The 24,822-nt window shown below is 77.3% G+C and carries 25 protein-coding genes and 1 riboswitch; of the genes, 5 read left to right on the top strand and 20 right to left on the bottom strand.

Features of this window, described 5'->3' with window-relative positions; genetic code table 11:
* Nucleotides 1-18: 18 nt before the first annotated feature.
* Nucleotides 19-888, top strand: coding sequence for a nucleotidyltransferase domain-containing protein (locus WA616_RS06420; RefSeq protein WP_336028280.1), 870 nt, complete (start codon nucleotides 19-21; stop codon nucleotides 886-888).
* 97 nt (nucleotides 889-985) lie between these two features.
* Nucleotides 986-2,353 carry an HNH endonuclease signature motif containing protein gene (locus WA616_RS06425; RefSeq protein ID WP_336028281.1) on the top strand — a complete coding sequence of 456 codons (1,368 nt, stop codon included), beginning with the start codon at nucleotides 986-988 and terminating at the stop codon, nucleotides 2,351-2,353.
* A 52-nt stretch (nucleotides 2,354-2,405) separates the two neighbouring features.
* Here WA616_RS06425 and WA616_RS06430 read toward each other — a convergent pair whose 3' ends face one another.
* The 3 genes from WA616_RS06430 to WA616_RS06440 form a co-directional block, all read right to left on the bottom strand.
* Nucleotides 2,406-3,620, bottom strand: a complete 1,215-nt coding sequence (locus WA616_RS06430; RefSeq protein ID WP_336028283.1) for a transglycosylase family protein — start codon at nucleotides 3,618-3,620, stop codon at nucleotides 2,406-2,408.
* A 4-nt stretch (nucleotides 3,621-3,624) separates the two neighbouring features.
* A riboswitch (cyclic di-AMP (ydaO/yuaA leader) is annotated at nucleotides 3,625-3,795 on the bottom strand.
* A 274-nt stretch (nucleotides 3,796-4,069) separates the two neighbouring features.
* The gene (gene menD, locus WA616_RS06435) at nucleotides 4,070-5,749 is read right to left on the bottom strand and encodes a 2-succinyl-5-enolpyruvyl-6-hydroxy-3-cyclohexene-1-carboxylic-acid synthase (RefSeq protein ID WP_336028285.1); all 1,680 of its coding nucleotides are present in this window, start codon (nucleotides 5,747-5,749) and stop codon (nucleotides 4,070-4,072) included.
* Nucleotides 5,746-6,705 (bottom strand): o-succinylbenzoate synthase, encoded by a 960-nt coding sequence (locus WA616_RS06440; RefSeq protein ID WP_336028286.1) that lies wholly within the window; start codon nucleotides 6,703-6,705, stop codon nucleotides 5,746-5,748. Before WA616_RS06440 ends, menD begins: the two co-directional genes overlap by 4 nt.
* A gap of 41 nt (nucleotides 6,706-6,746) precedes the next feature.
* Between WA616_RS06440 and menE the strand changes: the two genes are divergently transcribed.
* Complete coding sequence (gene menE / locus WA616_RS06445; protein WP_336028288.1) at nucleotides 6,747-7,877, top strand: o-succinylbenzoate--CoA ligase; 1,131 nt, start codon at nucleotides 6,747-6,749, stop codon at nucleotides 7,875-7,877.
* A complete protein-coding gene (locus tag WA616_RS06450) occupies nucleotides 7,877-8,749 on the top strand; it encodes a 1,4-dihydroxy-2-naphthoate polyprenyltransferase (protein WP_336028289.1) in 873 nt (290 codons plus the stop codon). Before menE ends, WA616_RS06450 begins: the two co-directional genes overlap by 1 nt.
* A 6-nt stretch (nucleotides 8,750-8,755) precedes the next feature.
* On the opposite strand, the gene WA616_RS06455 is transcribed toward WA616_RS06450, so the two are convergent.
* Together WA616_RS06455 and WA616_RS06460 are read right to left on the bottom strand one after the other, a co-directional pair.
* Nucleotides 8,756-9,070 (bottom strand): DUF4229 domain-containing protein, encoded by a 315-nt coding sequence (locus WA616_RS06455; RefSeq protein ID WP_073421274.1) that lies wholly within the window; start codon nucleotides 9,068-9,070, stop codon nucleotides 8,756-8,758.
* On the bottom strand, nucleotides 9,063-9,701 hold the full coding sequence (locus WA616_RS06460; RefSeq protein ID WP_336028559.1) for an Lrp/AsnC family transcriptional regulator: 639 nt from the start codon (nucleotides 9,699-9,701) through the stop codon (nucleotides 9,063-9,065). The genes WA616_RS06455 and WA616_RS06460 overlap by 8 nt, the downstream gene beginning before the upstream one ends.
* Here WA616_RS06460 and WA616_RS06465 point away from each other — a divergent pair.
* Nucleotides 9,609-9,821: a hypothetical protein gene (locus WA616_RS06465; RefSeq protein ID WP_139253007.1), complete on the top strand. Its 213-nt coding sequence runs from the start codon at nucleotides 9,609-9,611 to the stop codon at nucleotides 9,819-9,821. The two genes, WA616_RS06460 and WA616_RS06465, sit on opposite strands and share 93 nt — an antisense overlap.
* Nucleotides 9,822-9,846: 25 nt before the next feature.
* Here WA616_RS06465 and WA616_RS06470 read toward each other — a convergent pair whose 3' ends face one another.
* The 15 genes from WA616_RS06470 to WA616_RS06540 all read right to left on the bottom strand — a co-directional run bounded on the left by WA616_RS06470 (nucleotide 9,847) and on the right by WA616_RS06540 (nucleotide 24,751).
* Complete coding sequence (locus WA616_RS06470) at nucleotides 9,847-10,344, bottom strand: hypothetical protein (protein ID WP_336028294.1); 498 nt, start codon at nucleotides 10,342-10,344, stop codon at nucleotides 9,847-9,849.
* Between the two features lie 117 nt (nucleotides 10,345-10,461).
* Nucleotides 10,462-11,433 (bottom strand): c-type cytochrome biogenesis protein CcsB, encoded by a 972-nt coding sequence (gene ccsB, locus WA616_RS06475; protein ID WP_336028295.1) that lies wholly within the window; start codon nucleotides 11,431-11,433, stop codon nucleotides 10,462-10,464.
* The gene (gene resB, locus WA616_RS06480; protein ID WP_336028297.1) at nucleotides 11,430-13,079 is read right to left on the bottom strand and encodes a cytochrome c biogenesis protein ResB; all 1,650 of its coding nucleotides are present in this window, start codon (nucleotides 13,077-13,079) and stop codon (nucleotides 11,430-11,432) included. The genes ccsB and resB overlap by 4 nt, the downstream gene beginning before the upstream one ends.
* 73 nt (nucleotides 13,080-13,152) lie before the next feature.
* Nucleotides 13,153-13,989: a cytochrome c biogenesis CcdA family protein gene (locus WA616_RS06485; RefSeq protein WP_336028299.1), complete on the bottom strand. Its 837-nt coding sequence runs from the start codon at nucleotides 13,987-13,989 to the stop codon at nucleotides 13,153-13,155.
* Between the two features lies 1 nt (nucleotide 13,990).
* On the bottom strand, nucleotides 13,991-14,566 hold the full coding sequence (locus WA616_RS06490; protein WP_336028301.1) for a TlpA family protein disulfide reductase: 576 nt from the start codon (nucleotides 14,564-14,566) through the stop codon (nucleotides 13,991-13,993).
* Entirely contained in the window at nucleotides 14,563-15,195 is a 633-nt protein-coding gene (locus WA616_RS06495; protein WP_336028303.1) for a histidine phosphatase family protein, read from the bottom strand. Before WA616_RS06495 ends, WA616_RS06490 begins: the two co-directional genes overlap by 4 nt.
* Entirely contained in the window at nucleotides 15,195-16,577 is a 1,383-nt protein-coding gene (gene hemL, locus WA616_RS06500) for a glutamate-1-semialdehyde 2,1-aminomutase (protein WP_073421268.1), read from the bottom strand. The genes WA616_RS06495 and hemL overlap by 1 nt, the downstream gene beginning before the upstream one ends.
* Nucleotides 16,574-17,119 (bottom strand): hypothetical protein, encoded by a 546-nt coding sequence (locus WA616_RS06505; RefSeq protein WP_336028308.1) that lies wholly within the window; start codon nucleotides 17,117-17,119, stop codon nucleotides 16,574-16,576. Before WA616_RS06505 ends, hemL begins: the two co-directional genes overlap by 4 nt.
* A 2-nt stretch (nucleotides 17,120-17,121) precedes the next feature.
* Nucleotides 17,122-18,123 (bottom strand): porphobilinogen synthase, encoded by a 1,002-nt coding sequence (hemB, locus tag WA616_RS06510; protein WP_336028311.1) that lies wholly within the window; start codon nucleotides 18,121-18,123, stop codon nucleotides 17,122-17,124.
* Nucleotides 18,120-19,649, bottom strand: a complete 1,530-nt coding sequence (locus WA616_RS06515; protein ID WP_336028312.1) for a uroporphyrinogen-III synthase — start codon at nucleotides 19,647-19,649, stop codon at nucleotides 18,120-18,122. Before WA616_RS06515 ends, hemB begins: the two co-directional genes overlap by 4 nt.
* A 79-nt stretch (nucleotides 19,650-19,728) precedes the next feature.
* Nucleotides 19,729-20,667 (bottom strand): hydroxymethylbilane synthase, encoded by a 939-nt coding sequence (gene hemC / locus WA616_RS06520; protein WP_336028315.1) that lies wholly within the window; start codon nucleotides 20,665-20,667, stop codon nucleotides 19,729-19,731.
* The gene (locus tag WA616_RS06525; RefSeq protein ID WP_336028318.1) at nucleotides 20,664-22,025 is read right to left on the bottom strand and encodes a glutamyl-tRNA reductase; all 1,362 of its coding nucleotides are present in this window, start codon (nucleotides 22,023-22,025) and stop codon (nucleotides 20,664-20,666) included. The genes hemC and WA616_RS06525 overlap by 4 nt, the downstream gene beginning before the upstream one ends.
* Entirely contained in the window at nucleotides 22,022-22,705 is a 684-nt protein-coding gene (locus tag WA616_RS06530; protein WP_336028320.1) for a redox-sensing transcriptional repressor Rex, read from the bottom strand. The genes WA616_RS06525 and WA616_RS06530 overlap by 4 nt, the downstream gene beginning before the upstream one ends.
* A 220-nt stretch (nucleotides 22,706-22,925) precedes the next feature.
* Nucleotides 22,926-23,177 carry a glutaredoxin family protein gene (locus tag WA616_RS06535; RefSeq protein ID WP_336028322.1) on the bottom strand — a complete coding sequence of 84 codons (252 nt, stop codon included), beginning with the start codon at nucleotides 23,175-23,177 and terminating at the stop codon, nucleotides 22,926-22,928.
* Nucleotides 23,174-24,751 (bottom strand): class I adenylate-forming enzyme family protein, encoded by a 1,578-nt coding sequence (locus tag WA616_RS06540; protein WP_336028324.1) that lies wholly within the window; start codon nucleotides 24,749-24,751, stop codon nucleotides 23,174-23,176. Before WA616_RS06540 ends, WA616_RS06535 begins: the two co-directional genes overlap by 4 nt.
* Between the last annotated feature and the right edge of the window lie 71 nt (nucleotides 24,752-24,822).

A 24,822-nucleotide genomic window follows, 5' to 3' on the forward strand; every position in this document is an offset into this window, starting at 1 on the left:
CGCTGGTTGGCTGGCGCGGTGCGCCCCGTCCCCACCGTCGCCGGTGCCCGATCGCTGCCGCCGCCGTTCGACCACCCGCACGCCTCCGCGGAGGCCCGCGCGATCGCCGAGCGGGGGACGGTCCTGCGCGCCCAGGTCGGGTCCGGCGTCCACGGCACCTCCGTGGCCGGCCAGGACGACCGCGACGAGATGGGCATCTGCCTCGAGCCGCCGGAGTTCGTGACCGGCACCGCGCGGGTGCCGGCGGGCCTGTCGACGACGGCGACCGTGCCGTTCGAGCAGTACCACCGGCACACCGCCTGGGACCGGCCCGGTGGGCTGGTCAACCGCTCCGGCGCCGGCGACCTCGACGTCGTCGTCTACTCGGCACGCAAGTGGGCGCGGCTCGCGCTCGGCGGCAACCCGACGGTCCTCCTCCTGCTGTTCGTGCCGGACGAGGAGGTCGTGGTCCGCACCGAGGCCGGTGCGGAGCTGGTCGCGCACGCCGACCGGTTCGTCTCACGCCTGGCGGCCGACCGCTTCCTCGGATACCTGCGCGCCCAGCGGGCGGCGATGACCGGCGCCCGCCCCGGCCGCGCGGAGCTGGTCGACGCACACGGGTTCGACGTGAAGTTCGCGATGCACGCGCTGCGGCTCGGGGTGCAGGGCGCCGAGCTGCTCGGTACGGGGCGGATCACCCTGCCGGTGCCGGAGCCGGACCGGGCGTACCTGCGCCGGGTGCGCCGCGGGGAGGTGCCGCTCGCCGAGGTGGTCGAGGCGGTCGAGGACGCCGAGGCGCGCTTGCTGGCGCTGCGCGACAGCCCGGCGGTGCCGCCGCTTCCCGACCGCGCCTGGGTGGACGGCTGGCTGCACCGTGCCCACCTCGCGTACTGGGCGTCGCTGCCCTGAGATGGCGGGGTGTCAAGACCTGTCCGGCATCTGTGGACAGGCTCGTGACCTGCGGATACAGGTCGCCGCACCACACTCGGGGCGGTAGACTCCGTACATGTGTTCGAGCGGGATCGGCGGCGGGGGCGTGTTGGACGACGTCGCCGCGCTGGTCGCCGAGCGCAACCGGATCGACGCCCGCCTGGCGCGCGCGGTGCGGGCCGCCGAGGCGTCCTCCGCTCCCGAGCGCGACGGGCTGAAGTCCGTGGCGTCGTGGTTGCGGGGGCACTGCCGGTTGTCCGGGCGGGAGGCGTCCCGGCCGGCGCACAACGCTCGTGCGCTGGAGCACCTGCCGGCCCTCGCCGAGGCGCACCATGCCGGGCTCGTCACCGCCGCCCAGGTCGCTGTGGCCGCGGAGGTGACCACCCCGGACCGGCTGACCGCAGCCGCCGCGCAGGGCGTCGACCTCGGCGAGATCGACGCCGTCCTCACCGACGTGGCGGTCGAGCAGGAGCACGACGCCCTGGTCGTCGTGGTGAAGCGCTACTGCACCGCCCTCGATCCCGACGGCCCCGCGCCCGACCCCACCGAGGGGCGGCGCATGTCGGTGGTCCGCCACGCCGACGGCACCGTCACCTTCCACCTGCACCTCGACCCGGTCGGTGCCGAGCGGTTCGCCACGGCGGTGGAAGCACACGTGCAGGCCGACCGGCCCGCCGGCGACGACCGCAGCCGCGCGCAGCGGCTCGCCGACGGCGCTGTCCAGCTCGCCGACACCGCGCTGGCCACCGGCGCGGCACCGCAGCTGCGCGGGGTCAAGCCGCAGGTGGTCGTGAAGGTCGACGCGGAGGACCTGCACGACCCCGCCTGTCCGGCCGACCAGGCCACGACCGGCTCAGGAGCCGGGACCGACGGTGACGGCGCCGGCCAGGCCGACGCCGCGACCGACAGCGACGCCGACTCCTCCGCGGCCGAGACAGGCGGTGCCGGCGAGGCGACCAGGAGCATCCGCCAGGCCCGTGCCGGGTCGAGGAGGACGTCCTCGCTGCCGCGGTGGCGGGGCAGCGCGACCCTCGGGTCCGGTGCCGTGGTCCCCGCGGCCGCCGCCCGCTGGCTGGCCTGCGACGGCGCGATCACCCGCGTGGTGCTCGGCCCCGACGGCGTCCCCCTCGACCTGGGCCGGGAGCAGCGCCTCGCCGACCGGCACGTCCGCCGCGCCGCGGAGGTCCGCGACGGTGGGTGCGTGTTCACCGGCTGCGGCGCCCCCACCTGGTGGTGCGACGTCCACCACGTCGTGCACTGGCTCGACGGCGGACCGACGTCGCTGGAGAACTCGGCGCTGCTGTGCGAACGCCACCACACGAAGGTCCATCACGGCTTCCGCGTGCAACGCCTGGCTGACGGGCGATGGCACACGTGGCGGCCCGACGGCACCGAAATCCGCACACCCGCGGCGCTGCGGTCGCCGCCCCTCGTCCCCGCCTGAGACGACGAGGACCCCGGCCGCGGGCGGCCGGGGTCCTCGTGTCGGGCGGTGGTCAGCCGACGTAGTTCACGTGCACGTGGTCGAAGTGGTTCGCGGTGACGCCACCGCGGTCCTCCATGGCGCGCCACGCGCCGTCGGGCGAGGTGAGGATGCGCTGCTCCCAGATCACGTACTCGACACCGAGCTCGTCCCAGTGGTCCACGTGGTACTGCGCGATGGCGTCGCCGAGGGTGGCGTCGCTCATGACCATGTAGTCCAGGGCCTTGCCCGAGGGGTGCCCGTCGGGGTCGACGGCGCTGGGCCGGGTGCCGCCGAGGGTGATGTCACCGGCGCCGGGCACCGCGCTCACGACGGCGTTCGCGGCCGCCTGCACCGCGGCGTGGATCGGCCCGGAGCTGTTGGTGATGGTGGCGACGGCGGCGGCCGAGGCGGGCGCCGCGGCGACCTCGGGGGCGGCCTCGGCGAGCGGGGCGACCTCGCCGACCGGCGCAGACTCCCCGGCGTTCGAGCCACCGGCGGGCGTCTCGGCAGGGGCTGCGGCGGGCGCGGGGGCCGGGGCCTCGGCGGGGGCCGCGGCAGGCGCGGGGGCCGGCGCCTCGGCGGGCGCGGCGGCCGGAGCCGCCCCGCTCACCGCGAACACCTGACCCGGGAAGATCAGGTTCGGGTTGCTGCCGATGACGTCGACGTTGCGCTCGTAGAGCTCCCGCCAGCTCTGGGCGTGGGCGGCGGCGATCTTGGCGACGGTGTCGCCCCACCGGACGGTGTAGTCCTCGGTGTCGCCAGCGGCCGGCGCAGGCGCGGCCTCGGCCGGCGCGGCCGGGGCGGCGGGAGCGGCCTCCGGCGCGGGAGCCTCCGCGGCGGGCGCGGCGGGAGCGGGGGCCTCCGCGGCGGCCGCGGTGGTGCCCTCGGCCAGGTACTTCCCGCAGGACGGCCAGGCGCCGACGCCCTGACCGGCGAGGACGGCCTCGGCGATCTCGACCTGCTGGGCGGGGGTGGCGAGGTCGGCGCGCGGGGCGAGCTCGGTGCCGCCGAACGCGGCCCAGGTGGACTGGCTGAACTGCAGGCCGCCGTAGTAGCCGTTGCCGGTGTTGATCGACCAGTTGCCGCTCGACTCGCACTGGGCGACGCCGGACCAGTCGTGGCTGGTCGAGGCGGAGGCGGGCGAGCTGAGGACGCCGATCCCGACGACGGTGGCGCCGGCGGCGACAGGGGCCTTGGCGATGACCTTCTTGGTGCGGACGTAACGGGGTGCGCGGTGCTTGGGCATGGTGATGATCTCCCGATCACCGCCGGCGAGGTGAGCTGTCGGGTTCGGGCGATCGGTGCCCGGCCGCGGGACGCGGCTTCACCCCGGAGACGCGTTCAGGTCAGGCCCCCGTAGGCCGTCACGCGCCGGAAGTGGGTCCCCCACCCCTGCCCTTGGGAGTTGACGTGAGCGACCGGTGGGCAGGGTTTGGCGGACCGGCGCCGCGCTCCGGTGTGCTGAGCGCAGCCAAAACGTTACATATCGTCATGGCAACTGTCGTCGTGTCGCCGGTCACGTCGAGGTTGTTCTGTGCTCCTGCGGGGTATCGGCACCCCTCGGTCGAGGGGCCGGCGACCCCGCTCTCCGGACGATCCACCCTGGTCGCGCCCCGTGTCGCGGAGACGGCCCCTGCCCTGCACCGACGGCCGGGACCAGCGGCGGCCGGTGACGCAGCACACCGGCCGCGCGGGTCAGGTCAGGGCACGGGCGGCGGTCTCCCGCAGCGCGACGGCGAGGCCGGCCTCCGCGCGCTGGTCGGTGCGCACGACCACCACCCGCGGCCCGCCGAGCGCCAGCGCCGCCGGCAGCTCGTCCGCGGTGGTCACCGCGGTGGCCGCCCAGCCCAGCGCCCGGGCGACGGCGACCAGGTCGCGGCCGTGCGGCGTGCCGAACACCCGCCGGTAGTCGCGCTCGTGCGCGGGCCGCCCCGGCTCGAGCTGGGCGAAGATCCCGCCGCCGTCGTTGTCCGGGACGACGACGGTGAGGTCCGGCCGGGCCTCGCCCTCGCCGGTCAGCAGCCCCTGCAGGTCGTGCAGGAAGGTCAGGTCGCCCATGAGCGCGACCGCCGGGCCGCCGTGCACCAGCGCGGCCCCGATCGCCGTGGAGATCGTCCCGTCGATGCCCGCGACGCCGCGGTTGGCCAGCACGCTCACGTCGCCGCGCGGCACGGCGAGCCGGTCGACGTCGCGCACGGGCGTCGACGAGCCGAGCACCAGCAGCGCGCCGGCGGGCAGCGCGGCGACGACGTCGCGGGCCAGCCGGGCGGCGGTCAGGCCGGGAGCGCCGTCGAGCAGCGCGTCCACGGCCGTGCCCACCCGCGCGGCGGCGTCGCGCCAGGCGACTGCCCAGGCGGCGTCCGCGGGCGGCCCGGACGGCGGGACGGCGCGGGTGACCGACGTGCTGGAGCGGCCGGGGTCGGGCCAGCGCGGGCCGGACACCACCGTCTCCACCCGCACCCGGGGGTCGGCCAGCAGCGCCGAGACCGGCCGCGACAGCGTCGGCCGCCCGAGCACGACCACCCGCGCGGGCCGGTGCTCCTCCAGCCAGTCCGGCGCACCGAGCAGCAGCGCCCCGCCGCGCACGGCGTCGCCGGTCCACGCCCCGCCGCTGGGCTCGGCGACCACGGGCCAGCCCGCGGCCGCGGCACCCTCGGCCCACGCCCGGCCGGCCGCCGACGGCCCGTCACCGGCGACCACCAGCGTGCGAGGGGCGTCGGGCAGCGGATCGACCGGCGCGAGGGAGGCCCGGCCCGCGGTCCACGCGCCGCCGTCGTCCCGCCCGGCCCACGGGCCGGTGAGCGGGCCCGGTTCCTCCTCCGGCAGCAGCGGGTCGCGCAGCGGCAGGTCGAGCTGCACCGGCCCGGGGTCGCCCGACAGCGCGCCGGTGGCGGCGAGCAGCGCGCGGGAGACCACGGAGCGCCAGTAGCGGTTCTGCGCGGCCTCGCGGCCGGCCTCGGGCACGCCGACGTCGGCCGCCCAGCGCACCGCGCCGCCGTAGAGCCCGGGCTGCTCGATGGTCTGGTTGGCGCCGGTCGAGCGCAGCTCCGGCGGCCGGTCGGCGGTCAGCGCGAGCAGCGGCACGCCGGTGACGTCGGCCTCGAGGACCGCGGCGTGCAGGTGCGCGGTCGCCGTCCCGGACGTGGTGAGCACCGGCACCGGCCGGCCGGAGGCGCGGGCCAGGCCGAGCGCGAGGAAGGACGCCGTCCGCTCGTCGATGCGCACGTGCAGCCGCAGCGAGCCCGCGCGCTCCGCGGCGGCGAGGGCGAGCGCCACGGGCGCCGAGCGCGACCCCGGGGCGACGACGGCGTCGCGGACCCCGCCGCGGACGAGCTCGTCGACCAGCACGCGGGCGAAGGCGGTGGAGGGGTTCACGCCGCGAGCACCGCCGCGAGCCGCCGGCCCCAGCGGCCGGCGACGTCGTCGGGCGCGGTCACCTCCGCGAGCCGGTCGGGCTCCACCGCGCGGACGGGCAGCGCGCCGTCGACGGGCAGCAGCGGGTCGGCCGTCACGTCGCCGCCGAGCAGCGCGACGGTCGCCAGGCCGCACGCGAAGGGCAGCTCCGGCAGCGCGGCGGCCAGCGCCACCCCGGCGGCGATGCCGACCGAGGACTCCAGCGCCGAGGACACCACGCAGGGCAGGCCGTGCGCCTCGGCCACCCGCAGCGCCGCGCGCACCCCGCCGAGCGGCTGCACCTTGAGGACGACGACGTCGGCGGCCTCGCGCAGGTCGACCGCGAGCGGGTCGCCGGCCCGGCGCACGCCCTCGTCGACGGCGACCCGCACGTCGACCCGGCGGCGCAGCGCGGCCAGCTCCTGCAGCGTGGCGCAGGGCTGCTCGACGTACTCCAGGCCGACCCGGTCCAGCTCCCGGATCCTGGAGACGGCCGTGTCGACGTCCCACGCGGCGTTGGCGTCGACCCGCACCGCGCCCGCGGGGCCGAGCGCGTCGCGGACGGCCTCCACGCGGGCGAGGTCGTCGGCCGGCGTCTGCCCGGGTTCGGCCACCTTCACCTTCGCCGTCCGGCAGCCCGAGGCGGTCACGATCGCGTGCGCCCGCTCCGCGTCGACCGCCGGCACCGTGACGTTGACGGGAACGGAGTCGCGCACCGGCGCGGGCCAGCCCTCCAGCGCCGCCTCCGCCGCGGCGGCCCACCAGCGGCGGCTCTCCGCCACGCCGTAGTCCCAGAACGGGGAGAACTCGCCCCAGCCGGCCGGCCCGCGCACCAGCACGCCGTCGCGGACGTCGATGCCGCGGAACCGGGTGCGCATCGGCACCGACCACACCGCCGTCGCCGTCGTCCCGGGCGGGAGCGGCACGGAGGTGATCACGGCGGCAAGCGTATGCCGGGCGGGTCGTACCCTCGGGGATCGTGCCCCGGCAGCTCACCGTCCTCCCCGCGCCGGAGGCCCCCGCAGACGTGCTGGGCTCCGTGCTGCCCGCCGTCCACGCCGCGCTCGAGGGGTCCGCGCCGCTCGCCGTGCTGCCCGCCGGCCCCGCCGCCGCTGCCGCCCGGGAGGTGCTCGCCCCGGAGGAGCCGCTCGAGGACGGCGCCGACCTCGTCGTCGTCACCTCCGGGTCCACCGGCGGCGGGCGTGGCGTGCTGCTGCCCGCCGCGGCGCTGCGGGCGTCGGCGACCGCCACCCTCGACCGGCTCGGCGGCCCGGGCACCTGGCTGCTGGCGCTGCCGGTGTCCGCGATCGCCGGGCTGCAGGTGCTCGTCCGCTCGGCGCTGGCCGGCACGCTCCCGGCCGTCCTCGCGCCCGGGGAGGGCCTGGCCGCGGCCGCCGCCCGGATGCCCGGCGGCCGCCGGTACACCGCGCTGGTGCCCACGCAACTGCGCCGGTACCTGGACCGCGAGCCGGAGGTGCTGCGCACCTTCGACGCCGTCCTGGTCGGCGGCGCGGCCACCGACCCCGCACTGCTCGCCCGGGCCCGCGCCGAGGGCGTGGCCGCGGTGACCACCTACGGGATGAGCGAGACGGCCGGCGGCTGCGTGTACGACGGCGTCCCGCTCGACGGGGTCCGCGTGCGGGTGGACGACGACGGGATCGCCATCGCCGGGCCGGTGCTCGCCCTCGGCTACCGCCGCGACCCGGCGAGCACCGCGGCCGCCTTCACCGGCGGGGAGTTCCGCACCCGCGACGCCGGGACGATCGGCGCCGACGGGCGGCTGACGGTCACCGGCCGGCTCGACGACGTCGTGGTCACCGGCGGGGTGAACGTCGCGCCGCAGGCCGTCGAGGGCGCGCTGCGCGAGCACCCCGACGTCGCCGACGCCGTCGTCTTCGGCCGGCCCGACGACGAGTGGGGCCAGCGCGTGGTGGCCGCCGTCGTGCCCGCGCCCGGCGCGGCCCCCGAGCTGGCCGCGCTGCGGGCCTGGGTGAGCGGGCGGCTGGGCGGGCCGAGCGCGCCGCGGGAGCTGCACCTGCTCGACGCCGTCCCCACGCTGCACACCGGCAAGCCCGACCGGCTCGGCGTCGCCGCCACGGTGACCCGCTGATGGCCACCCCGGCGCAGTGGGTGGCCGGCGCCCGGCCCCGCACGCTGCCCGCCGCGCTCTCGCCCGTCCTGGTGGGCACCGGCGCGGCCGCCGCGCTCGACGGCTTCCGGCTCGTCCCGGCGCTGCTGGCGCTGCTGGTCGCCCTCGCGCTGCAGGTGGCGGTCAACTACGCCAACGACTACTCCGACGGGAAGCGCGGCACCGACGCCGACCGGGTCGGGCCGATGCGGCTCGTCGGCTCCGGCGCGGCGCCGGCCCGGCAGGTGCTCACCGCGGCGCTGCTGTCCTTCGCCGTCGCGGCGGGCGCGGGCCTCGCGCTGGCGGCGCTGTCGAGCTGGTGGCTGGTCGCCGTCGGCGCGGTGTGCATCGCCGCGGCCTGGACCTACACCGGCGGCCCGCTCCCCTACGGCTACCGGGCGCTGGGCGAGGTCTTCGTCTTCGTGTTCTTCGGCCTGGTCGCCGTCGCCGGGACGACCTTCGCCCAGACCGGCCGGGTCGAGGGCCTGGCCCTGGCCGCCGCGGTGCCGGTCGGGCTGCTGTCGGTGGCGCTGCTGGTGGTCAACAACCTGCGCGACGTCGAGGGCGACGCCCAGGTGGGCAAGCGCACGCTCGCGGTGCTGCTCGGAGCCCCGCGGACCCGGCTGTTCTACGTCGGGCTGCTGGCGGTCGCCTTCGCCGTCGTCGTCGCCATCGGGGTGGGCCGGCCCTGGGCGCTGCTCGCGCTGGCCGCCGCGCCGCTGGCCGTCCCGCCGGCGCGGGTGGTGCTCTCCGGCGGGCGCGGCCCGGCGCTGATCGCCGCGCTGCAGGCCACGGGCCTGCTCACCCTCGCCACCGGCGTGCTGCTGGCGGCGGGGCTCGCCCTCAGCGGCTGATCGCGCTCAGGCGGGCTGGTCGCCCGACAGCCGGGTGCGGAACTCCTCCTTGGCCCGGCGCTTCTCCTCCGCGCGCAGGACCAGGGCGACGCTCAGCTGCTCGCGGGAGCGGCGGAGCAGGAAGTACGCCACCGGCATCGACGCGACGAGGCCGAACAGCAGGCCGGACCAGAAGTCGAGGCCGACCATCCACAGCACGACGGTCAGCAGCGCGAAGACGGCCAGCCGGCCGACGGTGTGCATCACCAGCCAGGGCAGCACCCTCGGCCGCGGCAGCGGCTTGCCGTCAGGGCCCACCGGGGTGCGCGCCTGCTCAGTCATGTCGTCCCTCCCACTTGGTCGAGAGCACCACGGTCGTGCGGGTGCGCGCGACGCCCTCGATCCTGTTCAACGCGTTGATGGCGGCCTCCAGTGCCGGGATGTCGGTCACCCGCACCTTGAGCACGTAGCCCTCGCTGCCGGCCACCCGCCAGCAGTCCTCGACCTCGGGCATCGCCCGCAGCGCTGCCTCGACGCCGGTGTCGTCGACCGAGTCGCTCTCGATGACGCCCACCAGCGCGGTGACGTCGAGGCCGAGGGCGGCGGGGTCGACGACGGCGCGGTAGCCGGTGATCACCCCGGCGGTCTCCAGCTTGCCCACCCGCTCGTGCACGGCCGGCGCGGAGAGGCCGACCTGCCGGGCGAGCTCGGCGTAGCTGGCCCGTCCGTTGGCGCGCAGCAGGTCGACGAGCTGTCGGTCGACGGCGTCGATGGGGCACTCCGTCCGGGAGGGGGCGAGGGATCGAGGCGGCGCGCCGCACTCGCACTGGCGAGTATCCCCGCGGTCGTACAGTGGCGGGGAGACGAGGAGGTGGGCCCGGTGGCTCCGTTGTTCCTGCTGGTGGTCGCCGTGGTCGTGGTCCTGCTCGTGATGCGGGCGACCGCCGCGGCCGGCCGTGGGGTGCGCCCCCAGCGCCCCGCCCGCCGTCCGCGCCCGCCGCGCGCCACGCGACCGGTCGCGCCCGACGACGACCCGGAGTTCCTGCGCGAGCTCGGCCGCCGCGCCCGCCGCGACGACGGGTCGCCCGCCTAGTCGCCAGGTGGCAGGCGGCCGCCGCTCAGGCGGCGGTGCCGCCGAAGATCCGGCGCCATCCGCGCCGCGTGGGCGGCTCGGCGTCGTCCCCGAGTCCGTCCGCGGGGTCGTCCCCGAGGACGTCCCGCGGGTCCGGGACGGCCGGGACGGCGTCCATGCGCGTGGTCTCCCGCAGCACGTCCTCCGCGGCCTCGACGACGGCCCGCTCGGCGTCCGCGTCGACGGCCCCGACGGTCTCCACGACCTCGGCGGCCTCGCCGGCCGGCCGGGCGTCCTGGGCCGCGGCCCGGTCGATGCCGCCGGGCCAGCCGAGGCCCCCACCGGTGGTGGTGTCCCCGGGCCAGCCCAGGCCGCTCTCCGTGCCGCCGTCCGTGCCGCCCTGGGTGCCGCTGCCGGTGCCGCCGTCGGGGGAACCGTCGGCGGTGGCGTGGCGGGTCCCGGGAGCGGCGCCGTCCTGCGACGCGAGCGCTGCGGCGACGATCGGGTCGGTGCCTGCTCCGTCGGCGGCGGCGTGCCTACCCACGGTCAGCCCCCGTGCGTGCGGTCATGGCGACAAGTGGAGCACGCAGCGGGAGCCACGGGCGCCCGGACCCCGAACGGGAGGGGCGGGACGCGCGTGCTGGGACCCGTGGGGCGGAAGTCAGTTGACCCCGCCGTAACTGTGCAGCCCCGTGGACACCATGTTCACGTACAGCAGGTTGAACACCATGACCGCGAGGCCCACCACGTTGACCCACGCCGCGGGCCGGCCGCGCCAGCCGGCGGTCGTGCGGGCGTGCAGGTAGGCGGCGTAGACCACCCACGCGATGAAGGCCCAGGTCTCCTTGGGGTCCCAGCCCCAGAACCGGCCCCAGGCGCTCTCCGCCCAGATGGCGCCGGCGATGACGGCGAAGGTCCAGATCGGGAAGCCGAAGACGGCGGTGCGGTGCGCGACGCGGTCGAGCGTGGCCGCCGACGGCATGCGGGCCACCAGCCGCGAGGACGACGGGTCGCCGCCGCGGGCCTCGTACCGCGACCGGACCAGGTAGAGCACGCTCGCGATGCCGCTGACGAAGAAGACGCCGAAGCCGAGGATCGCCGTCGACACGTGCACGGCCAGCCAGCTCGAGCGCAGGGCCGCCACCAGCGGGCCGCCCTCGACGTAGAGGAACAGGCCGATCGCGACCATGCTGACCACGACCGGGGCCAGCACGAACAGGCCCAGGTGGCGCAGGCCCGGCGAGCGCAGCGCCAGCACCAGGAAGGCCACCACGGCGACGAGCACGACCGCCGTGGCGAACTCGTACATGTTGCCCCAGGGCAGCCGGTCGGTGGCCATCCCGCGGGTGACCAGCACGCCGGCGTGGGTGAGCGCCCCGACGGTGGCCAGCAGCATCGCCACCCGGCCCCAGCGGCGCACCGACGGCGGGTCCTCGGGCAGCGCGCCCGGGTCCGCCGGGGACGGCGGCGGCAGCTCGGCGGCGCCCCCGCCGGCGGTCACCAGCGCCCGCTCCCGGGCCGGGCGGCGGCCGAACGCCAGCTGCGCGCAGAACGCGACGGTGGCCAGCGAGTAGAGGCCCACGCTGGTGGAGAACAGGGTGTCCGACAGGCCGGACAGCTGGTCGGGCGTCACGCGGATGTTCCTCCGGTCGAGGATGCGCCCCCGGACGGGGCGCGGTCGGCACGGGCGGGGTCTCGGCTGGCGAGGACCGCCCGCAGGTCGTCGGTGAGGGCCGCGAACCGCGGCGCGCCGTCGCCGCTGCCGCGGGTCAGCGCACCGACGTCGAGCACCGTACCGCCGGTGGCGGGGTCGGTGTCGGCGCGGGCGAAGACCCGCTCGCGGCGCAGCAGGAGCATCCCGAGCAGGCCGGCGAGCACCGCGATCGCGGCGCCGAGCACCCACACCTGGCCGGGGTCGTGCGAGAACTGCAGGGCGGCGAACTCCGAGTACCCGTCGAAGGTCACCGTGGTGCCGTCGGGCAGGTCCAGCGACTCCCCCACCGACAGGTTGCCGCGGGCCACCTCGGTGAGCCGGCCGCGCTCGATCTGCGACTGGTCGAGGGAGTAGACCGACTGCGGCAGCCCGGAGTCCAGGCCGAGGTAGCCCTGGAAGGCCACGACCGCCACCTGCGGCGCGAGCGGCCGCGGGTCGATCGAGGTGAGGACGTCGTCCTGCACCAGCCCGGTGGGGGCGAAGAAGCCCTGCAGCGCGAGCTGGTCGTCGGAGCCGGCGCCGAGGTCGGGCAGCTTGAGCGCGCCCTCGCTGGACATCGTCGACTGCTCGACGGGCAGGAACGGCGCGGAGACGTCGGCGAAGGTGCGCCCGTCGGGCAGCGTCACGGTGAACCGCGGGCTGAAGCCGTGGCCGGTCACGTAGACGCGGTCGCCGTCGACCCGCAGGGGGTCGTTCACGCCGATCACCTCGGGGCTGCCCTCCTCGCCGGGGGCGCCGTAGGTGATGTCGGCGGTGAAGGAGGCCGCCGTCAGGTTCTCCTCGTACTCCGCGCGGAAGTCCTCGAGGCCGACGCAGACCGGCGAGAGGTCGCCGCTGTCGACCAGGGCACCTGCGGAGTAGGTGTCGTACTGCTGGAACGAGTTGCAGAACCGGTCGCCCTCGGTGACCAGGATGCTGCCCTCGTAGCCCCAGAGCTTGCCGCCGGCGAGACCCAGCAGCAGCGCCACCAGCGCGAGGTGGAAGACCAGGTTGCCGGTCTCCTTCAGCAGCCCCTTCTCCGCGGACAGCTCGGCCACGCCCCCGCGCTCGCGCCGCACGACGCGGTAGCGGCGCACCCGCAGCTCCTCCTCGACGGCGTCGAGGGCGGCGCCGGCCGGCAGCGTCGTGCCCAGCCGGGCGGAGTCGGGCAGCCGGGTCAGCCGGCGCGGCGCCGGCGGCGGCGGGGTGCGCAGCGCGCGGGCGTGCTCGAGCGCGCGCGGCAGCACGCAGCCGATCAGCGAGACGAACAGCAGCAGGTAGACCGCGGCGAACCACGGGGAGCTGAAGACGTCGAACAGGAAGAGGTCGTCCAGGACCGGCGCGAGCGTCGGGTGGTCGGCGAAGTACTGCTGGACGTTGGCCTGCGACAGCGAGCGCTGCGGCAGCAGCGAGCCGGGGATGGCGGCGAGCGCGAGCAGGAACAGCAGCACGATCGCCGTGCGCATGGCGGTCAGCCGCCGCCACTGGCGCAGCAGGAACCCGCCGAGACGGCGGACCGCGGAGGGGCGCGCGGGCGAGGACGGCGGGGGCGCGGCGGCCGGCCGGGGCGGGGCGACGGTGCTCACGGCGCCTCCTCGCTGACGCTCGTCGGTGCCGTGAGCAGGGCTGCTCTGTCCATCGGTGACCTCGCGAGCTCGGTCACAGCGCCGACTCCCCCAGGCCGGTGGCGGCGAGCCACGCGCGCAGCCAGGCCATCATCTCGGTCCACGCCCCGGTGAGCAGCAGCAGCCCGACGAGCACGAGCACCGCGCCGCCGAACCGGGTGACCGCGCGCGCGTGCCGGCGCAGGAACGTCGTCGCCCCGACCGCCCAGCGGGCGCCGAGGGCGACCAGCACGAAGGGCACGCCGAGGCCGACGCAGTAGGCGACCGACAGCAGCGCGCCGCGGCCCGCGGTGGCCTCGGTGTAGGCGAGCGAGTAGACCGCCGACAGCGTCGGGCCGAGGCACGGCGTCCAGCCCAGGCCGAAGACGACGCCGAGCAGCGGCGCCCCGGCGAGGCCCGCCGCCGGGCGCACCGACAGCCGGGCGGTGCGCTGCAGCAGCGGCAGCCACCCGAGGAAGGCCAGGCCCACGACGACGACGACGACGCCCATCACGCGGGTGATCACGTCGTCGTACTGCACGAGCAGCCGTCCCAGCCCGCCGAACGCGGTGCCGACGGCGACGAAGACGGCGGTGAAGCCGAGCACGAACAGCAGCGCGCCGAGCACCATCCGCCCGCGCGGGGAGCGCTCGTCGGTGCGGACGGCGGTGGCCGTCGCCCCGGGCGCCGCGCCGTCGCCGGCGGGCGCGGGGGCCGTGCGGGCGCCGCTCGCCGCCCCGCTGCCCACGAGGCCGGTGACGTAGGAGAGGTAGCCGGGCACCAGCGGCAGGACGCAGGGTGAGGCGAAGCTGACCAGCCCGACGAGGGCGGCGACGGCGGCGGCGACCAGCAGCGGCCCGTCGGTGACCAGCGCGGCGAACTCCTGTCCCACGTCAGCCCTCCCCGAGCAGCAGGTCCAGCACGGCCCGCAGGTCGTCCTGCGACACCTCGCCGGTGTAGACGGCCGCGACCCGGCCCTCCCGGTCCAGCACGATCGTGGACGGGATCGCGTTGGCCGGGTAGTCCCGGAACGTCAGCGCGACCTCGCCGGCGGGGTCGTAGAGGGAGGGGAACTCGATGCCCTGGGTGTCGACGAACGCCTGGCCGAACTGCTCGTCGGCCTCCTTGACGTTGAGCCCGAGGAACTCCACGCCCTCGTCGCGGACCTCGGCGTAGACCTCCTGGAACTGCGGCGTCTCCACCCGGCAGGGCGCGCACCACGAGCCCCAGAAGTTGAGGACGGCGATCTGCCCGTCGAGCTCGTCGGACGTCCAGTCGCCGCCGCCGAGCAGCGTCCCGCCGAAGTCGGGGGCCGACTGGCGCTCGCCCTCCGGGATCACCTCGCCGGCGGGGGTGCCGGCGACGAAGCGGAACTGCCCGCCGTTGGTGACGTCGACCTGGTCGTCGCCGGTGGAGCAGCCGGTGAGGACGGCGAGCGCGGCCGCGGCGGCCAGCAGGGCGCGTCTCATGCGCCGGGGACGGCGTCGGGGTCGGTGGCCCCCGCCGGCTCGGCGTAGTCGATCCGCGCGACGGAGTCGCCCTCGTACGTCACCGAGGTGACGCTGGCCAGCCCGCACTGCCGGCGGCGCGGGTCGTGCGCGTACCGCTTGCCCTCCAGGTGCAGTCGCAGCGTCCAGATCGGAAGCTGGTGGCTGACGCAGACGGCGGCCCCGCCGCGCGCGGCGTCGCGGGCGGCCTCGACGGCGAGCAGCATCCGGGCGGCGATCTCCACGTACGGCTCGCCCCACGAGGGCCGCACCGGGTTGCGCAGCCGCCACCAGTTGCCGGGCGAGCGGAACACGCCCCGGCCGCCGGCCACCCGCAGCCCCTCGAAGGCGTTGCCGGCCTCGATGAGCCGCTCGTCGACGGCGACGTCCAGGCCGAGCGCGTCGGAGACCGGCGCGGCGGTCTGGCGAGCGCGCTCCAGCGGGCTGGACACCAGGTGCGTGACGCCGCGGCCGGTGAGCCACTCGGCGGCCCGGCGGGCCATGTCCTCGCCGGCCTCGGACAGCCGGTAGCCGGGCAGCCGCCCGTAGAGCACGCCCTCGGGGTTGTGCACCTCCCCGTGCCGCAGCAGGTGGACGACCGTCGTCTCCATCAGGGCTGCAGCTCCTGGGCGTCCTTGGCGTCCTCGTCGGACGGCGCGTCGGCGGGGTCGGCGGCCGCGGCGGCGCGGGCGGCGGCGGGCAGCGCGTCGAGCACCCGCTCCACGGCCTCGTCGTCGAGCGCGGCACTGACGAACCAGGCCTCGAACGCCGACGGCGGCAGGTACACGCCGCGGGCGAGCATCTCGTGGAAGAAGGCGCGGTGCGCCGCGACGTCCTGGGTGCGGGCGTCGTCGTAGTCGCGCACCTGGCGCTCGTCGGGGACGAAGAACACCGAGAACATGGAGCCGGCCTGCTGCACGCGGTGCGGGACGCCGGCGGCGAACAGCGCCGCGCTGGCCGCGCCGCGCAGGGTCACGGCGACCTCGTCGCAGCGGGCGTAGACCTCGTCGGTGCAGTGCCGCAGCGTGGTGAGCCCGGCGGCGACGGCGACCGGGTTCCCCGACAGCGTGCCGGCCTGGTAGACGGGCCCGACGGGAGCGAGCTGCTCCATGAGGTCGGCGCGGCCGCCGAACGCCGCGGCCGGCAGCCCGCCGCCCATGACCTTGCCGAAGGTGAACAGGTCGGCGTCGACGGGGTCGAGGCCGTACCAGCCCGAGCGGGACACCCGGAAGCCGGTCATCACCTCGTCGAGCAGCAGCAGCGCGCCGTGCTCGGCGGTGATCCGGCGGAGGGAGGCGTTGAAGCCGTCCAGCGGCGGGACGACGCCCATGTTGCCCGGCGCCGCCTCGCTGACGACGACGGCGATGTCGGACCCGCGCTCGGCGAAGACGGCCTCGACCGCGGCGACGTCGTTGTAGGGCAGCACGATCGTGTCGGCGGCCGCGCCGGTGGTGACGCCGGGGGTGTCGGGCAGGCCGAGGGTGGCCACGCCGGAGCCGGCGGAGGCCAGCAGCGCGTCGACGTGACCGTGGTAGTTCCCGGCGAACTTGACGACCAGCGGGCGGCCGGTGGCGCCGCGGGCCAGGCGCAGCGCGGAGAGCACCGCCTCGGTGCCGGAGTTGACCAGCCGCACCCGCTCGACCGGGGCGACGCGGTCGACGATCTCCTGCGCGAGGTCCAGCTCGCCCTCGGTGGGCGTGCCGAAGGAGAAGCCGCGGCGGGCGGCCGCGGTGACCGCCTCGACGACGGCCGGGTGGGCGTGGCCCAGGATCATCGGCCCCCACGAGGCGACGAGGTCCACGTAGCGGCGGCCGTCGGCGTCGGTGAGCCAGGGCCCCTGCGCCTGCGCCATGAAGCGCGGCGTGCCGCCCACGGCGCGGAAGGCGCGCACCGGCGAGTTGACCCCGCCGGGGGTGAGGCGCTGCCCGCGGGCGAACAGGTCGGCCGAGACGGGGGCCGCGTAGTCGTACCGGGTCGTGTCCAGCGAGGTCACGGCCCCAGTGTCCCCCTGCCGGCCGGGCGGCCGTCGGGGGTGTCGCGGTCGGCGGGGTGTGACATCGGGCTCGGCGGCGGGGCGCTCCCCGGCACCGCGGCGAGCAGGGCCGCGGTCAGCGCCGCGGGGTCCCTCGTGGCTACGAGCACGGTGCGCCCGTCGGTCAGCCGCAGCGGCAGCCCGGTGCGCCCGCGCGGCACCGACCAGCCGCCGCCGAGCACGGACGCGCCGGCGTCGACGCCCGCCGTCCCCTCGCGGACGGCGCGCAGGTGGGCGGCGTCGACGTCGGCCAGCGGCACCCGCTCGCGGCCCACCGACAGGGCGCCGTCGGGGCCCGCGGCGTCGACCCGGACGGTCCACGCCCGTCGCCCGGCGAGGCAGCCGGAGGCGACGACGCCGAGGACCGCGACGACGGCGACCAGCCACAGCAGCGGCGGCACGTCGGGCCCGGGCAGCACCAGGTCCAGGACGCCGAGGAGCCCGAGGACCCCGGCGACCGTCCAGAACGGCCGCCAGGAGCCCCCGGGCTCGACGTGTCCCACGGTCAGCGGGTGAGCAGCCGCGCGGCCTCGACCGCCCAGTAGGTGAGCACCTGGCCGGCGCCGGCCCGCCGGATGGCGGTGAGCGTCTCGAGGATGGCCCGCTCGCGGTCGATCCAGCCGTTGGCGGCGGCCGCCTCGACCATCGCGTACTCGCCGCTCACCTGGTAGGCGCTGACCGGGACGTCGACGGCGTCGGCGACCCGGGTGACGATGTCCAGGTAGGGCAGCGCGGGCTTGACCATGACGGCGTCCGCGCCCTCGGCGAGGTCCTGCGCGACCTCGCGCAGCGCCTCGTCGGCGTTGGGCGGGTCCATCTGGTAGGTCGAGCGGTCGCCGAACTGCGGCGCCCCCTCGGCGGCCTCGCGGAACGGGCCGTAGAAGCCGCTCGCGTACTTCGCCGCGTAGGCGAGGATCGGCGTCTCCGTGAAGGCGCGGGAGTCCAGCGCCCGGCGGATCGCCGCGACCTGCCCGTCCATCATCCCGCTGGGGGCGATGACGTGGGCGCCGGCCTCGGCCTGGGCGATGGCCACCGAGGCGTAGCGGTCCAGCGTCGGGTCGTTGTCGACGACGCCTGCGGGCGTGACCAGGCCGCAGTGCCCGTGCGAGGTGTACTCACACAGGCACAGGTCGGCGATGAGGACCAGCTCGTCGCCGAGGTCGGCCCGCAGCTCGCGGAGCGCGACGTTGACGATCCCGTCGGCGGCGTCGGCCTGGGAGCCGGCCTCGTCCTTCTCGGCGGGGATGCCGAAGAGGACGAGGCCGCCGATCCCGGCCTCCGCCGCCTCGTGCGCGGCCTTCCGCAGCGAGTCGGTCGTGTGCTGGACGACGCCGGGCATCGAGCCGATCGGGACCGGCTCGGAGATGCCCTCCTTGACGAACACCGGCAGCACCAGGTCGGCCGGGGCCACCCGGGTCTGCGCGGTGAGGCGGCGCAGCGCGGGCGTCGACCGCAGCCGGCGCCCGCGCGCGAAGCCCGGGACCGCCCCGCCCTGCGCCGGGGTCACTCCCCGGCCTCCGCCCGCTTGGCCTCGGCGTACTCCGCCAGCGCGTCGACCAGCGGCGCGACGGCGGCCGTCTCCGGCTGCACGTCGACCCGCAGGCCGAACTCCTGCGCGGTCGCGGCGGTGGCGGGGCCGATCACCGCGACGACGGTCTTGGCGTGCGGCTTGCCCGCGATGCCGACCAGGTTGCGCACGGTGCTCGACGAGGTGAAGCACACCGCGTCGAAGCCGCCGCCCTTGATCGCCTCGCGGACCGGCGCCGGCGGCGGGGCCGCCCGGACGGTCCGGTAGGCGGTGACGTCGTCGATCTCCCAGCCGCGCTCCTGCAGGCCCGCGGCGAGGGTCTCGGTGGCGATGTCGGCGCGCGGCAGCAGCACCCGGTTGATCGGGTCGAGCACGTCGTCGAACTCGGGGAAGTCGGCCAGCAGGCCCTCGCTGGACTGCGCGCCCGAGGGGACGAGCTCGGGCACGATGCCGAACGAGCGCACCGCCTCGGCGGTCTGCTCGCCGACGCAGGCGACCTTCACGCCGGCGAACGCGCGGGCGTCGAGGCCGAGCTCGGCGAACTTCTCGCGCACGGCCTTCACGGCGTTGCCGGAGGTGAACACGATCCAGCCGTAGCGGCCGGTGACCAGGCCCTTGACGGCGCGGTCCATCTGGGCGGCGCTGCGCGGCGGCTCGACGGCGATCGTCGGCACCTCGACCGGCACCGCGCCGTAGGCCCGCAGCCGCTCGCTCATCTCGCCGGCCTGGTCCTTGGTGCGCGGCACGAGCACCCGCCAGCCGAACAGCGGGCGGCTCTCCCACCAGGAGAGCTTGCCGCGCTTGTCGACGGCCGAGCCGACGGTGGCCACGACCGGCCCGGTGAGGCCGCCGAGGTCGGCGGTCTTCTCCGCGACGGCGGACAGCTTGGCGGTGACGCTCCTCTGGCCGGTGCCCGAGCCGCCGGTGGTGACGACGACCGGGGTGCTGCCGGACAGGCCGCCCTCGACGAGCCGGGTGGCGGCGTCGGGGAGCTGCTCGGCACCGGCCTGCAGCACCACGGGGGCGCCGAGGGCGGCGGCCGCGGTGGCGAGCGCGGCGACGTCGGTCCCGCCGTCGCGGATGTCGGCGGTCAGCGAGGTGCCGCCGAGCGCGACGCCGGCGTAGGCGGGCACCGCGGTGGACGGGGCGACGCCGGGGACGACGTCGAAGGGCACCGACGTGCGGCACACGGCGAGCACCTCCTTGACGGCGGCCTCGGAGGTGTACGGGTCGCCGGCGACGAGCCGGACGACGACGTCGCCGTTCTTGGCGGCGGCGACGGCGGTCTTGGCCACCTCGGCCGGCTCGCCGCTGACCGTGGTCGGCTCGAGGCCGGGCCGCTCCTCGCGGACGGCGTCGGTGAGGGCGGCCGGCACGTCGGGGTCGACGAGCACGGCCGTGGCCTCGGCCAGCGCGGCCGTGGCCCGGGCGGTCAGCATCCCGGGGTCGCCGGGGCCGGCGCCGACGAAGACGACGCGGCCGGGGGTCTTGCGGAAGCGCGTCATCGCGAGCTCCTGGTCCTTCTGGGGGTCGATGCCCTGGGGAGGGCGTGTGCGGGGGTCTGGGGGTGCGGGTCCCGGCGGGTCACCGGGAGGCCGCCATGAGCGCGGCGGCGCCGCGGTCGAGCAGGTCGGCGGCGAGCTCGCGGCCGAGCCGCTCCGCGTCGCCGACCGGGCCGGTGAGCGAGCCGCGGACGCCGTCGCTGCCGTCGATCGCGGTCACCGACGCGCGCAGGTACAGCTCCGGGCCGTCGTCGCCCTCGGCGAGCTCCGCGTAGGCGGCGACGGGGGCGCTGCACCCGGCCTCCAGCGCGGCGAGCGTGGTCCGCTCGGCGAGCACGGCGGCGCGGGTGTCGGGGTCGTCGAGCGCGGCGAGCAGCGCGCGCGTGCGCTCGTCGTCGGCCCGGCACTCGACGGCGAGCGCGCCCTGCGCGGGCGCGGGCAGCACCTGCAGCGGGTCGAGGGTCTCGGTGACCACCTCGAGCCGGCCGAGGCGGGCGAGCCCCGCGCGGGCGAGGACGACGGCGTCGAGGTCGCCGGGGACGACGCGGGCCATGCGGGTGTCGACGTTGCCGCGGATCGGCACGATCTCCAGCCCCAGGCCCAGCGCCCGCAGCTGCGCGACGCGGCGCGGGGCGCCGGTGCCGACGCGCGCGCCGGCCGGCAGCTCGCCGAGGGTGAGCCGGTCGCGGGCGACGAGGGCGTCGCGCGGGTCCTCCCGCGGCGGGACGGCGGCCAGCACGAGGCCGGGCTCGGGCGCGGTGGGCAGGTCCTTGTAGCTGTGCACGGCGACGTCGACGGTGCCCTCGAGCAGCGCCCGGCGGATCGCGGTGACGAAGACGCCGGTGCCGCCGAGCTGCGCGATCGCCGCGGAGTTGCGGTCGCCCTCGGTGCTGATGTGCACGAGCTCGACCGGGACGCCCGCGGCCGCGCTGAGCGCGTCGGCGACGGTCTGGGACTGGGTGCGGGCCAGCTGGCTGGCGCGGGTGCCCAGCCGCAGGGTCGCGGTGGTCTGCGGGCTCACGCGGCACCGCCGGGGCGCAGGTCGTCGGGGTCGACGGCGACCGCCTGCGCCAGCCGCGGGCCGTCGGCGGGCACCTCGGCGTCGAGGCCCAGGCCGAACAGCGCGCGCAGGGCGTCGGCGTAGTCGACGCCGCCGGGCGTGCTGGCCAGCTCCTTCACCCGCACGGTGGGCTCGTGCAGCAGCTTGTCGACGACGCGGCGCACGGTGCGGGCGATCTCGCTGCGGGCGCGGGCGTCGAGGTCGGGCAGCCGGGTGGACAGGCGCAGCAGCTCGGCGTCGACCACCTCGGCGGCCTGGCTGCGCAGCGCGGAGACGGTGGGCGCCACGGCGGCGGCCTGCCGCTCGGCGCGCAGCAGCGCGGTCTCGGCCTCGATGAGGGCGTGCGCGGCGGAGACGTCGTCGGCGGCGACCGGGCCGGCGCCGTCCTCGCCGGCGGCCGAGCGCTCGCCCTGCAGCAGGGCCAGGTCGACGACGTGCACGCCGGGCAGCGCGGCCACGCCGGGGTCGACGTCGCGCGGCAGGGCCAGGTCGACGACGGCCAGCGGGCGCCCGCCGCGGTCGGCCATGGCGGCGGCGACGACGTCGGTGCCCACGACCAGGCCGGTGGCGCCGGTGCAGGTGACCACGACGTCGGCGTCGGCGATCGCCGCGCGCAGGTCGGCGAGCTCGGCGGTGCCGCCGTCGACGGCGGCGGCGAGGCGCGCGGCGGACTCCGGGGAGCGGCTGGCGACGGTGACCAGGGCGCCGCGCCGCGACAGCGTGGTGGCGGCCAGCGCGCCCATCGAGCCGGCGCCGACGACCAGGGTGCGGCGGCCGGCCAGCGGGCCGACGCGGTCCTCCGCGTGGTCGAGGGAGACGGTGACCAGGTTGGCGCCGGCGCGGTCGATGCCGGTCTCGGAGTGCACGCGCTTGCCGACGCGCAGGGCGTGCTGGGCGACCGGGTGCAGCGACCGGCCGACCGTGCCCTCCTCCTGGGCGAGGGCGTAGGCGGCGCGCAGCTGGCCGAGCACCTGGGTCTCGCCGACGACCATCGAGTCGAGCCCGGCGGCCACGGTGAACAGGTGCGCGACGGCCTGGTCCTCGTAGTGGACGGTCACGTACGGGGTGAGCTCCTCGACGCCGGCGCCGGACTGGCGGGCCAGCACGCGGCTGACCTCGGCGACACCGCCGTGGAAGCGGTCGACCTCGGCGAAGACCTCGATGCGGTTGCAGGTGGCGAGGACCAGCGCCTCGCTGACGTGGTCGCTCTCGACGAGCTCGTGCAGCGCCTTGACCTTGTCGTCGGTGGTCATGGCGAACTGCTCGAGCAGCGCCACCGGCGCCGTCTGGTGGCTGATGCCGACCGACAGCAGGCTCATGCCATCCCCCCGGCGGGCGCGAGGGCGTCCAGCCGGATGCCGGGGACGGCGCCGCGCTGCTTGTCGAGGAAGGCGAGGACCTGCAGCTCGACGGAGAGGTCGACCTGGCGGACGTCGACCCCCGCGGGCGCGCTCAGGGTCACCGGCGCGAAGTTCAAGATGCTCCTCACCCCGGCCGCGGCCAGCCGGTCGCAGACCGGCTGGGCCACCTCGGCCGGTGTCGCGATGACCCCGATCGTCGCCCCGGTGGCGGCCACGACGTCCTCGAGCTCGGCCACCGGGCGCACCGGGAGGCCGCCGATCTGCTGACCCACCCGGGCCGGCGAGGCGTCGAAGAGCCCGACGAACTCGAAGCCGCGGCTGCCGAAGCCGCCGTAGCCGGCGAGCGCCGCGCCGAGGTTGCCGATGCCGACGAGCACGCAGGCGTGGGCGGTCTCCATGCCGAGCACGCCGGCGATGCGGTCGCGCAGGGTGGACACCTCGTAGCCGACGCCGCGGGTGCCGCAGGGGCCGAGGTGGGAGAGGTCCTTGCGCAGGCCGGCCGGGTTCACGCCGGCCGCGGAGGCCAGCTCGCCGGAGGAGACGGTGCGCCGACCGCCGTCGGCCAGGCCGGTGAGCACCCGCAGGTACACGGCCAGCCGGGCGACGGTGGCCTCCGGGATCCGGGGCCGCGACTGCATCACGGGCCTACTCCACAGCGGTCGCGCCCGGGCGACGGCGGGAGCCGAGGGGGGCGGACGACATCGGGGATCCGGGCGGTCGGCCGCCCGGCGTCTGCCACGGTAACCGCTTGTGAACGCAGGAACAAAGTCGCGCGGGGGCCCTCGGGCCCCGGGCCTGCGCGGATGCGGCGACCTGTGTCCGACACCATACCCGCGCGGATGACGGGAGACCCGGGGGTCAGCCGGTCCCGAGGTCGCGGCGCAGGCGCGGGACGTCGACGGTGAAGTAGGAGTGCTCGCGGCCGTCGAGCAGCACCACCGGCACCCGGTCGCCGTACTCGGCCTGCAGGTCGGGGTCGGCGTCGACGTCGACCTCCCGGCTGGTCACCCCGGCCTCCGCGGCGAGGCGCGCGAGGGTCTCGGCGGCGGTGACGCACAGGTGGCAGCCGGCGCGGGTGAGCAGCGTCAGCCGGGCCTCGGGGCCGGTCACGGGGCCACGTCCCCGGTCGACGGCTCCCCGGTCGCCGGGCCCCCGGTCGCCGGCTCGTCGGTCGCCGGCTCGCCGGTCTCCAGGCCGAGCTCGCGCAACCGGGCGCGGCTGACCTTGCCCGTGAGCGAGTGCGGCAGCGCCGGGCGGAACACCACGGTCGTCGGCACCTTGTAGCGGGCCAGCGACGCGGCGGCGTGCGCCCGCAGCGCGGCGGCGTCCACCTCCGCGCCGGGGACGGTCACCACCACGGCGACGACGGCGGCGCCGGTGCGCGCGTCGGGCACGCCGATGACCGCGCTCTCGGCGACGGCGGGGTGCGCGTCGAGCACCCGCTCCACCTCGGCCGGGTAGACGTTGAAGCCGCTGACCAGCACGAGGTCGCTGCGCCGGTCGACCAGGCGCAGGTCGCCGTCGGCGTCGCGGTGGGCGAGGTCGCCGGTGGCCAGCCAGCCCGCGGCGTCGGGCCCGTCGGCGCCGTCGGGCCAGAAGCCGGCGAAGAGGTTGGGGCCGCGCACCCACAGCTCCCCCGGGCCCTCACCGGCGTCCGGGTCGCCGCCGTCCGGGTCGCCGCCCGCCTCGCGCAGCGCGACCTCCACGCCGGGCAGCGGGCCGCCGATGCAGGCGGGCTTGGCCCGGCCGGTGGCCAGGGTGCTCGCCACGACCGGGCAGGCCTCGGTGAGGCCGTACCCCTCCCACACGCGCACGCCGGCGCGGTCGAGCATCGCCGTCCAGGTCTCCTCGGGCAGCGGCGCGGCGCCGGAGGAGGCCATGCGCACCGAGGCGAGGGCCGCGCGCAGCCGGGTGTCGCCGCCCTCGGCGTCGGCCACCGCGAGCCAGGCCTGGTACATCGGCGGCGCGCCGGGGACGGCCGTGACCCGCTCCCGCTCGACCACCTCGAGCGCGGCCCGCGGGTCGAACGCCGGCAGCAGCACCGCGCAGGCGCCGGTGGCCGCGACCAGGCCGAAGCCGGCGTTGAGGCCGTAGACGTGGAACAGCGGCAGGACCAGCAGCACGCGGTCGTCGGACCGCACCGGCGGCGGGTCGAGGGCCAGGCACTGCTCCTGGTTGGCCCGCAGCGCCGCCGCGGTGAGCATCGCGCCGCGCGGGCGGCCGGTCGTGCCGCTGGTGTAGGCGAGGAAGGACAGCGCGGCGGGGTCGTCGTCGTCCGCGGGCGGGTCGCCGTCGGCGTCGGGCGGGCCGGCCAGCACCGGCACCCCGGCCACGGGCTCCCGCTCCCCCGCGGCCACGAGCAGCGACGCCCCGGAGTCGGTCAGCACGTGCGCGACCTCGGCGTCGGTGTAGGCGGTGTTCACCGGGACGACGACCAGCCCGGCGCGCAGCGCCCCGAGGACCGCGCGCAGCCAGGCGACGCCGTTGGGCAGCTGCACGGCCACCCGGTCGCCGCGGCGCAGCCCCCGCGCGGCCAGGGCGGCGGCGCTGCGGTCGACCAGCGCGTCGAGCTCGCCCCAGCTCAGACGGGTGTCGCCGTCGACGACGGCGGGCGCGTCCGGGCGGCGGCGGGCGGCGTCCCGCACGAGCGCGGCGAGGCCCGTGGGCGCGGCGGGCGGGGTCACGCGCACCTCCTCCGGGCGAGGCGGTCCCCCGGGGGAGGTACCGCGGAGTACCGGCCGACCGCCCGGCGTGG

This window comes from Geodermatophilus sp. FMUSA9-8 (assembly GCF_037034165.1).
Classification (GTDB): domain Bacteria; phylum Actinomycetota; class Actinomycetes; order Mycobacteriales; family Geodermatophilaceae; genus Geodermatophilus; species Geodermatophilus nigrescens.

Excerpts from the sequence above, each read along its gene's own strand:
- WA616_RS06425 (WP_336028281.1), top strand. The coding sequence starts at position 986 with ATGTGTTCGAGCGGGATCGGCGGCGGGGGCGTGTTGGACGACGTCGCC.
- WA616_RS06430 (WP_336028283.1), bottom strand. The coding sequence starts at position 3,620 with ATGCCCAAGCACCGCGCACCCCGTTACGTCCGCACCAAGAAGGTCATC.
- WA616_RS06450 (WP_336028289.1), top strand. The coding sequence starts at position 7,877 with ATGGCCACCCCGGCGCAGTGGGTGGCCGGCGCCCGGCCCCGCACGCTG.
- WA616_RS06455 (WP_073421274.1), bottom strand. The coding sequence starts at position 9,070 with ATGACTGAGCAGGCGCGCACCCCGGTGGGCCCTGACGGCAAGCCGCTG.
- WA616_RS06490 (WP_336028301.1), bottom strand. The coding sequence starts at position 14,566 with ATGAGACGCGCCCTGCTGGCCGCCGCGGCCGCGCTCGCCGTCCTCACC.
- WA616_RS06495 (WP_336028303.1), bottom strand. The coding sequence starts at position 15,195 with ATGGAGACGACGGTCGTCCACCTGCTGCGGCACGGGGAGGTGCACAAC.
- WA616_RS06515 (WP_336028312.1), bottom strand. The coding sequence starts at position 19,649 with ATGACGCGCTTCCGCAAGACCCCCGGCCGCGTCGTCTTCGTCGGCGCC.
- WA616_RS06525 (WP_336028318.1), bottom strand. The coding sequence starts at position 22,025 with ATGAGCCTGCTGTCGGTCGGCATCAGCCACCAGACGGCGCCGGTGGCG.
- WA616_RS06530 (WP_336028320.1), bottom strand. The coding sequence starts at position 22,705 with ATGCAGTCGCGGCCCCGGATCCCGGAGGCCACCGTCGCCCGGCTGGCC.